The organism is Corallococcus sp. AS-1-12, assembly GCF_020036995.1.
Taxonomy (GTDB): Bacteria; Myxococcota; Myxococcia; order Myxococcales; family Myxococcaceae; genus Corallococcus.
Genome location: NZ_JAIQDD010000002.1, coordinates 350,834 through 365,987, shown reverse-complemented (window position 1 = coordinate 365,987; position 15,154 = coordinate 350,834). Strand labels below are relative to the sequence as shown.

9 protein-coding genes are annotated in these 15,154 nt (G+C 71.3%); 8 read left to right on the top strand and 1 reads right to left on the bottom strand.

Annotated features, from left to right (window positions below; genetic code table 11):
• The first annotated feature begins 12 nt into the window (after positions 1–12).
• Entirely contained in the window at positions 13–1,224 is a 1,212-nt protein-coding gene (locus K8556_RS03885) for an acetyl-CoA C-acetyltransferase (RefSeq protein ID WP_223738642.1), read from the top strand.
• A 37-nt stretch (positions 1,225–1,261) separates the two neighbouring features.
• On the top strand, positions 1,262–3,439 hold the full coding sequence (locus tag K8556_RS03880; RefSeq protein WP_223738641.1) for a 3-hydroxyacyl-CoA dehydrogenase NAD-binding domain-containing protein: 2,178 nt from the start codon (positions 1,262–1,264) through the stop codon (positions 3,437–3,439).
• 84 nt (positions 3,440–3,523) lie between these two features.
• Here the strand turns inward: K8556_RS03880 and K8556_RS03875 are convergent, their stop codons facing one another.
• A complete protein-coding gene (locus tag K8556_RS03875; protein WP_223738640.1) occupies positions 3,524–4,129 on the bottom strand; it encodes a hypothetical protein in 606 nt (201 codons plus the stop codon).
• Positions 4,130–4,221: 92 nt separating this feature from the next.
• On the opposite strand from K8556_RS03875, the gene K8556_RS03870 reads away from it, so the two are divergent.
• The 6 genes from K8556_RS03870 (at position 4,222) to K8556_RS03845 (ending at position 15,076) form a co-directional block, all read left to right on the top strand.
• Positions 4,222–6,228 (top strand): glycoside hydrolase domain-containing protein, encoded by a 2,007-nt coding sequence (locus K8556_RS03870; RefSeq protein ID WP_223738639.1) that lies wholly within the window; start codon positions 4,222–4,224, stop codon positions 6,226–6,228.
• A 34-nt stretch (positions 6,229–6,262) separates the two neighbouring features.
• Positions 6,263–6,523 (top strand): hypothetical protein, encoded by a 261-nt coding sequence (locus tag K8556_RS03865; protein ID WP_223738638.1) that lies wholly within the window; start codon positions 6,263–6,265, stop codon positions 6,521–6,523.
• 4 nt (positions 6,524–6,527) lie between these two features.
• Positions 6,528–7,304 carry a hypothetical protein gene (locus K8556_RS03860; RefSeq protein WP_223738637.1) on the top strand — a complete coding sequence of 259 codons (777 nt, stop codon included), beginning with the start codon at positions 6,528–6,530 and terminating at the stop codon, positions 7,302–7,304.
• Positions 7,305–7,416: 112 nt separating this feature from the next.
• On the top strand, positions 7,417–11,088 hold the full coding sequence (locus K8556_RS03855; RefSeq protein WP_223738636.1) for a hypothetical protein: 3,672 nt from the start codon (positions 7,417–7,419) through the stop codon (positions 11,086–11,088).
• A complete protein-coding gene (locus K8556_RS03850; protein ID WP_223738635.1) occupies positions 11,085–11,624 on the top strand; it encodes a DUF1318 domain-containing protein in 540 nt (179 codons plus the stop codon). Before K8556_RS03855 ends, K8556_RS03850 begins: the two co-directional genes overlap by 4 nt.
• Positions 11,618–15,076 carry a hypothetical protein gene (locus K8556_RS03845; RefSeq protein WP_223738634.1) on the top strand — a complete coding sequence of 1,153 codons (3,459 nt, stop codon included), beginning with the start codon at positions 11,618–11,620 and terminating at the stop codon, positions 15,074–15,076. Before K8556_RS03850 ends, K8556_RS03845 begins: the two co-directional genes overlap by 7 nt.
• The last annotated feature ends 78 nt before the right edge of the window (positions 15,077–15,154 follow it).

The window sequence follows — 15,154 nt, the reverse complement described above, 5'->3', positions numbered from 1 at the left end:
AGGAGGCTCCCCGTGAGCCAGGAAGCATTCATCTTCGACGCCGTCCGTACCCCTCGCGGCAAGGGCAAGAAGGGCGCCCTGCACGGCACCAAGCCGGTGTCGCTGCTCGTCGGCCTGGTGGACGCGCTCAAGCAGCGCCACCCGACCCTGGACCCGAAGTACATCGACGACGTGGTGCTGGGCGTCGTGTCCCCCGTGGGCGACCAGGGCGCGGACATCGCGCGCACGCTGGTGCTGGCCGCGGGCCTGCCGGACACCACCGGCGGCGTGCAGCTCAACCGCTTCTGCGCCTCCGGCCTGACGGCGGTGAACCTGGCCGCGCAGCAGGTGCGCTCCGGCTGGGAGCACCTGGTCATCGCGGGCGGCGTGGAGAGCATGTCCCGCGTCCCCATGGGCTCCGACGGCGGCGCGTGGGCCATGGACCCCGCCACCAACTACGACACCTACTTCGTGCCGCAGGGCATCTCCGCGGACCTCATCGCCACCATGGAGGGCTTCACCCGCGAGGACGTGGACCGCTACGCCGTGCGCTCGCAGGAGCGCGCCGCCCACGCGTGGAAGCACGGCTACTTCCAGAAATCCGTCGTCCCCGTGGTGGACCAGAACGGGCTCACCATCCTGGACCGCGACGAGCACATGCGCCCGGACTCCACCGTGGCCTCGCTGGGCCAGTTGAGCGCGTCCTTCACGACCATGGGGGAGATGGGCGGCTTCGACGCGGTGGCGCTCCAGAAGTACCACGCGGTGGAGCGCATCCACCACGTGCACACGCCGGGCAACTCCTCCGGCATCGTGGACGGCGCGGCGCTGGTGCTGGTGGGCTCGGAGAAGGTGGGCAAGACGCTGGGCCTCACGCCTCGCGCGCGCATCGCCGCCGTGGCCACGTCCGGCGCGGAGCCCACCATCATGCTCACCGGCCCGCTGCCGGCCACCCGCAAGCTGCTGGACATCGCCGGCCTGTCGGTGAAGGACATCGACCTCTTCGAGCTCAACGAGGCCTTCGCCTCCGTGGTCCTCAAGTACCAGAAGGACCTGGACATCCCGGACGACAAGCTCAACGTCAACGGCGGCGCCATCGCCATGGGGCACCCGCTGGGGGCCACCGGCGCCATGATCCTTGGAACCGTGGTGGATGAGCTGGAGCGGCGCAACGCGCGCCGCGCCGTCGTCACCCTGTGCGTCGGCGGCGGGATGGGTGTGGCCACCCTCGTCGAGCGCGTCTGAACCCTCCCTCCCCTCTCAAAGACCTTCGAGCGAACCCATGAGCGAACAGAACACCCTGCGCTGGGAACAGGACGCGGACGGCATCGTCGTCTTGACGATGGACGACCCCTCCCAGTCCGCCAACACCATGAACGCCGCCTACGTGAAGTCCATGCGCGCGGCGGTGGACCGGCTGGTGAAGGAGAAGGCCTCCATCACCGGCGTCGTCATCACCTCCGCGAAGAAGACCTTCTTCGCGGGCGGCGACCTGAACGACCTGCGCAACGTGAAGAAGAGCGAGGCGAAGCAGGTCTTCGACCTGGGCCAGGAGATCAAGGCGCAACTGCGCGCGCTGGAGACCCTGGGCAAGCCCGTGGTCGCGGCCATCAACGGCGCGGCGCTGGGCGGCGGGCTGGAGATCGCGCTCGCGTGCCACCGCCGCATCATCGCGGACGTGAAGGGCGCGCAGGTAGGCCTGCCGGAGGTGACGCTGGGCCTCTTGCCCGGCGGCGGCGGCGTGGTCCGCACGGTGCGCATGCTGGGCATCACGGACGCGCTGATGAAGGTGCTGCTCCAGGGCCAGCGCTACCGCCCGCAGGAGGCGAAGGAGCTGGGGCTGGTGCATGAGGTGGTGCCGTCCGTGGACGCGCTCCTGCCCGCGGCGAAGGCGTGGGTGAAGGCGAACCCGACGGCGCAGCAGCCGTGGGACCAGAAGGGCTACAAGATTCCCGGCGGCACGCCGTCCCACCCGGCGTTCGCGGCGAACCTGCCCGCCTTCCCCGCCAACCTGCGCAAGCAGCTCAAGGGCACCAACATGCCCGCGCCGCGCGCCATCATGGCCGTGGCGGTGGAGAGCACGCAGGTGGACGTGGACACCGCGTTCACCATCGAGTCGCGCTACTTCACGGAGCTCGTCGTCGGTCAGGTCGCGAAGAACATGATCCAGGCGTTCTTCTTCGACATGCAGCACATCAACTCCGGCGGCGGCCGTCCCAAGGGTTTCCCGCAGCACACCGCGAAGAAGGTGGGCGTGCTGGGCGCGGGCATGATGGGCGCGGGCATCGCCTACGTGTGCGCCAAGGCCGGCATCGACGTGGTGCTCAAGGACGTGACGCTCGCCGCGGCGGAGAAGGGCAAGGGCTACTCCGTCAAGCTGGTGGAGAAGGCCGTCTCCAAGGGCTCCGTCACGAAGGAGAAGGGCGACGCGCTCCTGGCGCGCATCACCCCGGCGGAGGACCCGGCCGCGCTCGCGGGCTGCGACCTGGTCATCGAAGCGGTGTTCGAGGACGTGAAGCTCAAGCACAAGGTCTTCCAGGAGATTCAGGGCGTGGTGGCCCCGGACGCGGTGCTGGCGTCCAACACCTCCACCCTGCCCATCACCCTGCTCGCGGAGGGCGTGGCGCGGCCGCCGGACTTCGTCGGCATGCACTTCTTCTCCCCCGTGGACAAGATGCCGCTGCTGGAGTTCATCGCCGGGAAGCAGACGAGCGACGCGACGCTGGCGAAGGCCATCGACATCGCGGTGCAGATTGGCAAGACGCCCATCGTCGTCAATGACAGCCGGGGCTTCTTCACCAGCCGCGTGATTGGCACGTTCCTCAACGAGGCCATCGCCATGGTGGGCGAGGGCATCGCGCCCGCGTCCATCGAGCAGGCGGGACTCCAGGCGGGCTACCCCGCCGCCCCGCTCCAGTTGGTGGATGAATTGACGCTGACGCTGCCCCGGAAGATCCGCCAGGAGACGAAGGCGGCCATGGAGGCCGCGGGCCAGCCGTGGGTGGACCACGGCAGCTACGCGGTGATGGACGCGATGGTCGACCAGCACGGGCGCAAGGGCCGCTCCACGGGCGGCGGGTTCTACGACTACGCGGACGGCAAGCGGACGAACCTCTGGCCGGGGCTGACGCAGCACTACACGAAGCCCGGCTACACCATCCCCTTCGAGGACATGAAGGAGCGGATGCTCTTCGCGGAGGCCATCGACACGGTGCGCTGCTTCGACGAGGGCGTGCTGCGCTCCACCGCGGACGCGAACGTGGGCTCCATCCTGGGCATCGGCTTCCCGCCGTGGACGGGCGGCGTGGTGCAGTACATCAACGGCTACGAAGGCCCGTCCGGCACGGGGCCGCGAGGCTTCGTCATCCGCGCGCGCCAGTTGGCGGAGCGCTACGGGAAGCACTTCCTGCCGCCCGCGTCGCTGGTCGCCAAGGCTGAGCGGGGAGAGCTGCTCGAGTAGCCCCGCCGCCCCACGCAGGGCGTGGAGGGTCCGGAACCTCCGGGTTCCGGGCCCTTGAGTGCTCGTTGACGTTCGCGTCTTGGGTCAGAGCATGCCCGGTGCCGCCTTGGCCTGCGTCTTGGCGAAGATTTCACGCAGGCGGGTGGCGACCTTGGGCATCACGTCCTCGAAGGCCATCTCGGTGGACTGCCGCAGGGCCTCCTGCCCCGCGGTGGCCCCACCCAGCCACGCCGAGGCCGCCTTGCTCTTCTGGGACTCGCCCTCGATGAGGTCACTCACCTGGACGGCGTCCTGGCTCCCCCGGGAGCGCACCGTCAGCTTCAACTGCGACACGAAGCCACCGCCGTTGACGTCGAAGTACTGGATCTCCGGGACGATGAGCACGTCCGCGTCACCCATGTCCTCGGGGCCGGAGGCCTCCTGGACGGACTGGAAGACGGTGCCCATCATCTGCGGGAAGCTGCGCGTGAGCCCTTCGCCAATGGTGATGTTCCAGGTGTGTCCGGCGCCCAGGACGAAGTAGCTGTCCGAGTCGATGCGTGCCTTCTGCTCGGGTGAGATGAAGTAGCGCGCGCGAAGCGCCAGGGGCGTCCCCGCGTTGGACATGGGCGCGGGGCTCGGCCGCACCTGATGGGTACAGCCGACGAACGCGAGCAGCGCGAACAAAGGCAGAACAAGATTTCTGGGCATGGCGGCTTCATAGCCCACTCCTCCCTTCCCTCCCAATCCCAGGCCGGAACCGGAAAGCCCGGGAGCGTTCACGTGTCTGGGATTTCATTGGGATGAGAATGAAGGCCCCCCTCTTCGCGGAGCAGCGCGCGGGCGGCGTCCTCCGGCATCCGAGCCTGGGAGCGCTGGCGGGCCGGGATGGCGGTACGGCCGGGAGGCTGGAGCCGCACACGGGCCGTGCACATTCATTCCCCATGCTGGCACTTCGTCAATGTGGACTCGGGTGGCTGGCGTTGTCCGTGGCCTGGCCGGTGTACGCGGCGGAGCCCGTGGTCTGGGGCGAAGGGATGATGGTGAAGGTCCGCCCCGACGACACCGCGCCAGGAACTGGCACCGAGGTACGACTCACTGCCGCGCGCAATGAGTTCGTCTCCTTCCAGGTGGCGTTGCACGGCGGGGACACGGGCCTGAAGGGCGTGCGCGCCCGCCTGCCCGGGTTGGAGGGGCCCGCGACGCTGACGGGGCCGGACGTCACCCTGTACCGGCAGGCCTACCTCACCACGCGGCAGCCCTCCGAGCCCGGGCAGCCGGTGGGGCGGTGGCCGGACGGGCTGGTGCCGGACACGGACGAGATCGCCGGGGAGCCGCGCAACGCCTTCCCCTTCGACGTGCCCGCGCGCGAGGCGCGAGCCGTCTGGGTGGACGTGCACGTGCCGCCGGACGCGCCGCCCGGCGAATACACGGGCACGGTGACGGTGGAGGCGGAGGGCGGCTTCCAGCGGCAGGTGACCGCGAAGCTAACGGTGGTGGCGGCGATGATGCCGGGCACGTCGTCGCTGGCCTCCGCGTTTCCGCTGTCACCCGCGCAGGTGTGCCTCGCGCACCTGGGCCGGGCCGACTGCTCCTACGCGGAGCTGCAGCCGTTGCTCGTGCGCTACCAGCAACTGTCGCTGGAGCACCGCATCACGCAGCCCCGGCTCTTCCTGGGCGGATCCGGGCCCCAGGCATGGAGCGGGTTCGACGCGACGTGGGGGCCCAGCCTGGATGGCACCGCGCCCACGCGGCTGTCCGGCGCGCGGATGACGAGCGTGGAATACACGGGCCCGCTCACCGCGGGCGGACTGGCGGACTTCACCGCGCACATGCGCGAGCGCGGCTGGTTGGACCGGGCCTATGCGCTGATCGGCGACGAGCCGCCCGTCTGGATCACCTACGAGCAGGTGCAGGCCGCCGGGGCGCTGGTACGGCAGGCCGCGCCCGGCCTGCGCACCATGCTCACGTCGAACGCCAACCAGTTGAAGCCCACCGGCCTGGAGTCCCTGGTGGACATCATGGTGCCGATGGTGAACCACCTGGAGGGCACGGACCCCGGCTTCGTGGGCGACCAGACCTCGACGTACGTGGAGTTCCTCTCGCGGCCCGGAACGGAGCTGTGGATGTATCAGAGCTGCGCGATCCACGGCTGCGCGCCCGGCGTCACGGTGCCGCAGAACCAGCCGGGGTCGGGCTGGCCGTCGTACATGGTGGACCGCCCCTCGGCGAAGGCCCGCGCGATGGAGTGGCTGTCCTTCCTCTTCGGCTGCAAGGGCGAGCTGTACTACGAGACGGCGGGCATGCTCCCCACGGCGTGGACGGACCAGTACCACTTCGATGGCAACGGGGACGGGACGCTCTTCTACCCGGGCACGCCCACGGCCATTGGCGGGCTGACGCACGTGCCGGTGGCCTCCGTGCGCCTGAAGCTCATCCGCCAGGGCATGCAGGACTATGAATGGCTCAAGGCCGTGAGTGACGCGGGGGACCCGGCCTTCGCGCGCCAGGTGGCGCGAGAGCTGCTGCCCAACGCATGGCAGGTGCCGGACGACGGCGCCGCGTTCGATGCGGCGCGGCTGCGGCTCATCCAGCGCTACCAGGAGCTGACCCTGGGCAATCCCTCCGCGCCGCGCATGGGCGGGGAGCCGGTCACCATGCCGCTGGAGCCGCAGGACCCAGGCGGTCCGGGGGACTCGGGCGGGCAAGGCAACGCGGGCGGCTGCGGCGCGGCCCCTGGCGTCTCCGCGGCGGGAGCGCTGCTCTGGGCGGCCTGGGCGCTGGGCCGGAAACGCCGGCGGAGGGAGTGACACCCGCTCACGGGGTCCCGGTTAGACTCCGGGCATGAACCTCATCCGTGGCCTCTCCCTCTTCGCGGCCGCCCTGTCCCTGCTGACCGGTTGCGCGACGCTCGACACATCCAACATGTCGCCGTACTGCCGCGACCAGTACGACGCCTGTCTCGACGGTTGCCAGCCGCGCGGCCGGCCCGCCTCGCGTCAGCCGCCGGACTCCGTGCAGGGCCACGCGGAGCGGCTCACCCCCGATACCCAGACGCCGGCCTGCACCGACTCCTGCAAGCAGCAGGCGAAGACCTGCTCCTGAGCCCATGGCCCCGGAGCGCTACGAGACGCTGGATGGCTCCACGCCGGACGTCACCCCGCTGGCGGCGGAGGTCGGGCTCAAGCAACCGTTGAGCGCCTTCACCCTGCTGGAGGGAGGCGACGTCTTCGAGTCGCGCGCGGGCCGTCCCCCCGCGGAAGGCCCCGCGCGCGCCCGCGCCTATGTGAGCGCGAAGCTGGAGCTCAAGCCGTACGGCGCCCCGGCGGCGCAGGTGAAGCGGGTGCAGGAGGAGCTCATCCGGCAGCTCTCCGGGAACCTCCAGCTCATCGCCCGCATGGAGGCCGCGAGGCCCCTGACGCTGGAGCTGATTCCCCCCGGGCACACGCTGGCGAAGTACGGCTATCCCCGGGCCGTGTCGCCCCAGGCCGCGGGCCTGTTCTGGGACCATCCGGACTGGCCCCGGGCACGCATCGCGCTGCGGCAGGACCGGCTGGAGTCGGAGCAGTACCTCGTCTTCCACGAGATGGCGCACGCCATCCAGGGGCTGGCCTTCACCCAGAAGGAGAGCGAGCTCATCTACCGCACGATGCTCCGCACGTACCGCAGCCGCGCGGCGGTGGACGAGGTCTTCGCCATCTACAGCGAGCGCGAGTTCGTCACCGGAGTCTCCGCCCACGACCTGCGAGCCCCCGGCGTGTACGGCATGGCCCGCCAGCGGTGGAACGAGGAGCACCTGTTCACCCGCTTCGTGCGAAACCTCTACTTCCCCTACAAACCCCTCGCGGGCGGCACGGCGGGAATGACTCCGTCCAGCTTCGGTTGAGGCTGTCTCCCGGGTGCACGGCGCCGCCAGGCTCGCGAGGCATGCGCTCGGATTGAAGCCCGATTCCGGCGCATGGTAGGAGGGGGCGAGCCGGTCGCCTCGACGGAACTTCATGGACTCCCCCGGTGCTGAGCGGCCTCGTCCGCGGTTGACGCGAATCATCGCGGGCGCGCTCCTGCTCCTCCTCGCGACGTCCGTCCTCCTGCTCATCGCGGTCGTGACCGCGCTTCACCACCTCGGCCACCCCTGGCTGAAGCCGCACGTCGTCTCGCGGGTGGAAGCGGCCTCGGGCGTGCGGCTGGACTACCAGACGGCGCGGATCGACGTGCTCTCCGGCCTGCGGCTGGAAGGACTGGTGGTGCGGACCCCGCCGCCGTTCCAGGACGTCGCGCCCGAGTTCCTGCGCGTCGGCACGCTGGAGGCCGCGTGGTCGTTCGGGGCCCTGGTGAAGGGACCGGTCCGGGTGGAGCGGGTCGCGGTGCGCGACGCGACCCTCGTCCTGGTGGCGGATGAAAAAGGGACCACGTCGCTCACGAACCTGACCGGGCCGCCGGAGCCCGAAACGGTGGAGGAAGTGTCCCCCGGGACCTCCCGGCAGGTCGCGGACCTCTTCACCTCCCCGTTCCCCGTCTCGAGCATCGGGCTGTCGAACGTGTCGCTGACGTATGTCCGCGTCCAGGGCGGCGCGGTGGTGGACCGCTGGTCGCTGCGCGGGCTCGAAGCCGGAGTCGAAGCGAAGCCGCGGGACAAGAGCTGGAAGCTCCTCGTGGACCTCGGCAAGCCCGGGAAGCCGCTGGCCCTGGCGCTGAACCGTGAAGCGCCCGCCGCCGAGGCCCTGCTGGAGCTGGCCCTGTCGGTGGATGCGAGCACGGACGCCGCGCGCGTGCAGGTGGACCTGGACGTCGCGAGGCAGACCTTCGATCCGCGCTTCACGCTCCGCTCGCTGCTGCACGGCGCGGTGACGGCGAAGTTCGACACCGCGAAGCAACACACCACCGTCGAGTTGGAGCGCACGCGGCTGACCGACAGCGCCGAGGTGCAGGCCCAACTGGTGCTCCCGGATGCGACGGAGGTCCCTCCCGTCCTGGTGCAGGCCCTGGCGGACGTGGACCTCGGGCGGCTGCTGCGATGGATTCCCGAGGACCTGCGTCCGTTCTCCCTGGAGCGGGGCAAGGTGCACCTGGAGGCGCGGGAGGTCACGCTCAGCGACATGCCCCAACTGGGAGCCCGGGGCCGGCTCGGGCTGGACGTCGACGTGGCGAAGCTCCTCCTCGTGCAGAAGGAGCTCAAGGTGGAGCTGGGCGATGGACGCCTCTCGCTGACGGCGACCCCGGACGCGCCCCAGGGACTGGCCGCCCGGCTCGCGTTCGCGCTCCAGGGACTCGACATTGGCGGTGCGACACCGGTCCGCGTTCCGAAGGCCTCCGGTGAGCTGACCGGGAAGCAGCTACGGCCCGACCTCGCCTCACCCTTCCGGGTCGCGGGGGACGCGGCCCTGTCCGCCCGGGTGGAGGCCCTGGACGTCCGTGCCTCCGGATACCGGGCGCTGGCGGAGCGACTGGGCTTCAACCTCCAGGTGCCCCTCACCGCGAAGCCCTCCTTCGCGCTGAAGGCGGACCTGCCCGTGGAGTCGCTGCGGGTCACCACCGAGGGCCGCGAGGTGCTGAGCGGTCCCGCGCGCGTGCGGCTCCACGTGACGGAAGCCTTCCCCACGATGGAGGAGCCACGGCTGAGCAGGGCCCGCGCACGGCTGGAGCTGGACGTGGGCACGCTGCACGCGTCGTTGGACGCCACGAAGGGCACCGACGACGTGGCGTACACGCTGGACGCCCAACTGCCGGACCTCGTCATCGCGAGGCCCTTCATCCCGGAGGACGTCGCCGCGCGCCTCCCCTGGAAGCAGCTCGCCGTGACGCTGACCTCCAAGGGCAGACTCAACGCCCTCTTCGAGCCCTCGCCGCGCGTGGATCATCAGACGGAGCTGCGCCTGCGGCGCGCGGGCTGGGACGACGTGTCGGCCGCCAGCACCACCCTCGCGCTGCGCTCCCAGGGAGACGCCTGGAAGCACCAGGGAGCCCTGGACCTGAAGGTCGAGGGGCTGCGCATCGGAGAGACCGACGCGGGCACCCAGCACCAGACGCTGACGTTCGACGTCGACCGCCGCAGGCTCTCGCTCAAGCTGGGGCTCAACGGCCAGGAGGGCCTGAAGGTCGCAGCCGACGCGGCGCTCGCGTACGACCGGAAGGCCCGCGCGCTCCGCATGGACGTGAAGGGCGACTTCCCGCCGCTGGGCCCGCTGTCGCCGCTGCTGGCGAAGGCGCGGGTGCCCCCGGAGGTGGACCCGTCCAAGCTCGCGATGACCGGCGAGCTGCACGGCACGCTGACGGGCCTCATCACGCACCTGGGCTCCGACGGAAGCTTCCGCCTGGCCCCCATGCCTCCGCGCGCCGCCAGCTTCGAGGGCAAGGCGCACGTGGACCTGCGCGGCGTGCGCTGGAAGCAGGCGGACCAGACCCTCAACGTCCCCGCCCTGCGCTGGCAGGCCGAGTCGCGCGCCGAGGGCTCCCAACGCACCGTCCGCACGACCCTGGCGGTGGAGAAGCTCACCGTCAGCCGGAACGACCGCCGGCTGACCTTCGCGGACCTGTCCAGCGACAGCACCGCCACCTTCACCGACCAATGGGAGCAGGGGGACATTGAGCTGAAGCAGCTCGTGAAGGTCCGCTCGCTGGAGCAGAAGCCCGCGCTGCCCTACCCCGTCCAGGACGTGGAGGCGTCGTTCTCCGTCGTGCGCAAGCCCACCGGCGTCATCCGCGTCCCGGACCTGCGGCTGTCCAATGGAGGCACCCAGACGCTGCTGAAGGTCCGGGGGCGGCTCGACCTGAGCAATGAGCAGCAGCGCATGGGGCTCCGGGGCTCGCTGGAGCAGGACCTGGCCCACCTCGCGCGGCCCGGTCAGGTCGAAGGCAGCGGCAAGGTCACGGTGGACTTCCGGGTGGCGTCGCCGGACCTGGTGGTCTTCCGCACCTCCTCCAACCTCAAGCTTCAGGACGTGAACGTGCGGATGCCCGAGTCCGGCATCGAGGTGGAGGCGCTCAACGGCGACGTGCCGCTGACGGAGAACGTGGAGGTCTCCCAGGACGGCGTGCGGCTCTTGAACGACCTGGACGTGAACCCCTACTCGATGCTGCGCTTCGCGGATCAGCACCCGCTGCTCACGCGCAGCGGCTTCCTGTCCGCGGACCGCATCGCCACGCCGTGGATGACCCTCGCGCCGCTGGCGGGCAACCTGGCCATCAACCAGAACGTGTTCTCCATGAGCCAACTGGAGATGGGCGTCCGCGGAGGCCGCGTCACCGGCCAGTGCATGTTGAACTGGCAGGGCAAGCACTCCACGCTGGAGGCCCACGTGCGGGCCACGGGCGTGAAGTCCTCCCGGGGCGAGCCCTTTGACGGCAACGCCGCCATGGTCATCTCCGCCAGGGACCGGAGCATCAACGGGCGCGCGGAGATCCTGCGCATCGGCAACCGCCACCTCCTGGACCTCCTGGACCTGGAGGACCCGCACCACACCGACCCCGCCACCAACCGCGTCCGCTACGCGCTGGGCCTGGGGTATCCGGAGCACGTGCGCGTGAGCTTCAAGCAGGGCTTCGGCAGCCTGCTCATCACCATGGGCGGCCTGGCCCAACTGGTCAGCATCGATGAAATCCGGGGCATCCCCCTGGGCCCCATCGTCGACCGCCTCATCACTTCCATGACCCCTCCGGAGGCCCTGCAATGAGACACCGTGGGTTGTTGCTCGTGGCCGCCCTCGCCGCCCCCGGGTGCATCCGCGCCCCGGAGATCGTCATGGTGGACCGGGCGACGGCGCTCGAGGAGCAGGCCGCGGGCTCGTACAAGGACGTGGAGCAGCGGCTGGCGCGCGCGGGCATGAACCCCACGCCGGTGCCGCTGACGCCCAACCAACTGGAGGACCTGGGCATCCAGCCCCCACCGCTGGTGGAGAACCTGGGCAAGACGCAGGCGGACCGCGTGGACGACCTGGTGCGGCGCCACTGCGTGGGCGAGGGCAGGGACGGGCTGCTGGTGCTCACGCGGCGCCAGTGCACGGCGGGGCGCGTGTCCGCGGATGACGCAGCCCTGGTGGAGCGCGTGAACCGGGCCCGGCGCCAACTGTGGCAGTGGATGAAGACCGTGCGCCCCGGCGTGCCGGAAGCGACGCTGCGCCAGAACTGGCGCCTGGCGCACGCCGAGGGCGTCGTCTGCGGCGGCTGGGTGGAGGCCGAGGACGGCACCTGGGGAGAGAAGAAGTGCTGAAGCGCCCCGGCCCCTGGCTCCCGGCCCTGGTCTTCCTCGTCGCGAGCGGCGCCTGGGCCCAGGACGACGAGAACGACGGGGGCATGCGCCTGCCCGAGCGGCTCACCGTGGGCATGGGCGACCAGTTCCTGGGGCAGTTGGGGCCCGACGAGAACTCGCTGCTGTTCGTGTCCAACCGGGACATCGCGACGGAGGTCTTCGCCCAGGACCTGGAGAAGGGCCGCGAGCGCCGCCTCTTCGATGAAGGCGCGGACGTGACGTGGCCGCGCATCAGCCCCAATGGCAAGCAGTTGCTCTACATCTCGTTCCGCACCCAGGCCAGCGGCCAGCTCTGCGTGAGGGACCTGCCGGAGGCGAAGGAGCGCCGCTGTCTGGAAGAGGAGACCAGCGCGCTGCAGGCGGAGTGGATCGACGACACGCACATCGCGCTGGTGAGCCGCGCGACCATCCAGGGCGACCTGCGGCTGTCGAAGGTGGCGCTCGGGGCCGGGTGGCACGTGACGCCGCTGTTAGAGCGCAACCTGACCAGCCCCGCCTTCTCTCCGGATGGACGCTGGCTGGTGTACGTCCCGGTCCAACGCTCCGTGCAGGCGGTGGGGCCGGGCTTCGCGGCGCGAGCGGCGCCGCACCTGGAGGCCGTCCGCCTGGACGTCCCGGGCGCGGCCCCCGTCCCGCTGACGCTGGACATCCCGGGGCAGACGGGCCAGCCGGTGTTCGCGCGCGACGGGCGCTCGCTGTACGTGGTGCAGTTCTTCACCGACTCCAACGGGGACGGGGTGATTGACGCGAGCGACAGCGGGGTGCTGTTCCGCGTGCCCTTCGCCTCCGAGCGCGACGACGCGCCCGCCCGGGCCGCCGCCGCCAGCCCGGACCAACTCACCAGTCAGGCGTGGAACTGCGAGTACCCGGCCCCCACCGCCGCGTCGCTCATCACCACCTGTTCCCGGGGCCAGTCGCTGGACGTGTATCGACTGCCGCTGGACGGCCAGGTGCCCGGCGGATGGGACGTGCCCCGCCTCAACGAGGAGCTGGGCATGGTGGGCCGGCGCGCGGATCAGCTCCTCCTCTACCGCCAGCGCCTGCTGCTCGAGACGCGGCCCAAGCTCCGCCGGTTGTTGATGATGCGCCTGAGCCAACTGCACCTGGCCTCTGGCGACTTCGACGCCGCGGACTTCTACGCCCGCCAGATGTCCAGGGTGGACGACCCCGTCACCGCCGGGCTGTCGGAGCCGCTGCGCATCCTCATCGCCCACCGGAAGGCCCTGAAGGAGCGCGACCGGGGCCGCATGGTGGACGAGCTGCAGGAGGCGGAACGCCAACGCATGGCGGCCCTGGACCCCGCCGCGGCGCCCAGCCCGCCCTCCGCCGTCTACCGGCACGTGGTGCGCAGCGAGCTGGCGCAGGCGTCCGGCGACTTCACGCTCGCCCGGCAGGAGCTGGAGGCCGCCCTGCTGACGGACACCACGCCGCGCGCGGTGCTGGAGGGCTGGTACGAGCAGGCGGACGCGCTGTACCGCGAGCTCGATGACCGGGACGCGCTGGTCGCCGCCGGCCGCAAACTCTCCCAGAACAAGGTCTTCAAGCAGGACGACCAGCTCGACTTCGCGCGAGGCGCCGTCCGCGCCCTGTACCGGGGTCGTCCCTACGCGGAGGCGGACGCCGCCATGGCCCAGGCGCTCGCGGCGGAGCCCCCCGGGACGCCGTATGCGTTCGCCCTGGAGCTGGGCCGCCACGTCAATGCGTTGAACGTGGAGCGCCCTCCCCGCCCCGTCCGGGACGCCCTGGTCGCGTTCTACCAACAGCAGACGGATCCGCTCCGCCGCCGCGTGGTGGTGCAGGACGCCGCCGAGCGCGCGGCGAGCCTGGGCGCGGACGGCGTGATGGAGGCCCTGGCGACGCTCTACGTCGACGACGCCCCGGCCGGAACCGAGGAGCGGCGCCGGGCGGAGCGGCTGTTCCGCCGCGCGCTGATGGGCCGCGCCTACCGCCGCATGGGGAGGGAGCGGATGGACGAGGCGCGCGCGGACTTCGACCTGGTGACGCGGCGGACGGGCTCGCTGGAGAGCGCCGTCGAGTCCATGAGCCTGCGCCTGCGCGCGGGCGTGGCCCCCGACGTGGTGATGAAGGAGGTCACCACGGAGGTGCCGGGCAAGGCCGCGCCGCTCGCGCACTTCGTGAAGGCCTACGTGACGACGCGCCGGCTGTCCAAGCTGGATGACGCCGCCCACGCCCAGGCGGTGAAGACCGGCCTCGCGGAGCTGCGCGCGGCGTGGCAGGAGCTCAAGAACCAGCGCGAGGTGCAGGCCCTCATGGGGGCCATCCACCACGAGGACTTCCTGCGCGGCCGGAACCCCGCCGCCGCCGAGCGCGCCAACCGCCACTACCTGGTCGCCCTGGACCTGGTGCGCAACAACGCGCGCTACAAGGCCATGATCCTCGGCGCGCTGGGGCTGCTGCACACGCAGGTGGGCAACCACCACATCGCCCTGGGCTACCTGGACGAGCGCGACAAGCTGCCCTACGCGGACAGCGCGGCGGGGCTGTCGGTGGCCCTGGCCCGGGCGCGGGCGCTCCTGCACGTCAACCGCGAGGCGGAGGCCGCGCAGGCGGCGGACAAGGCCCTGGCGACGGTGGAGGCCGCGCCGAAGCTGGCCCGGTTCATCCCCCTGGTGACGGACCGCGCGGCGCTCTACAACCTGGCCGCGGGCCGGTTCGAGCGGGCCCTGGCGCTCTACGACCGCGCGCTGCCCGGCATCGAAGCCGGCCCCCGCGACGAGGAGGGCCTGCGCAACCGGATGGTGCTGAGGCTGGCCCGCTGCGGCGCGGCGCTGGGCGCGGACAAGCCCAAGCGGGCGCTGGAGGACCTGGACCAGGTGGACCGGGACCTGGCGACGCCCGCCGTGCAGGCCGCGCTGAAGCAGGCGCACGCCACGCCCGGATTCGTCCAGCGCGCGTATCGCATCATCGCCGCGGGGCTGCGCGCCAACGCGGAGACGCGGCTGGGGCGCATGGACGCCGCGGCCCGCGCGCTGGAGCAGCGGCTCGCGCTGTTCCTGGAGCAGTTCGACGAGCTGGATCGCGACGAGGACCTCCGCGCGGTGACGCTGGCGGAGCTGCGGCTGGCGGAGAACGCCGTGGACCGCCGCGACCCCGCGCGGGCGGCTCGGTGGCTGGGCAAGGCGCTGGAGCACGCCGACTCGCTGATGGCGCGCACGCACGCGCCGGTCGATGCGGGCCAGTTGGACGTGCTCTGGTTCGCGGCGCAGTTGCAATCCGAGGACGGGACGCGGATGCCGTTCGACGTGCCCCAGCGGATGGAGCAGGCCCGGCGGACGCTCCTCGAGCAGCGGGACCCGGCCTGGCGCGCCTATCTGGCGTGGTTCAACATCTACCGGGCGCTCGACGGCACCGCCCCGGCCCCGGCGCGGGAAATCCGGACCGCGGCCGAATAGCGGCCGCGAACACATTCGGTAACGCGCGGGACATTTTCGCGGCACATGGCGGGAGCACCTTGCACCGTGTCAGCCCGG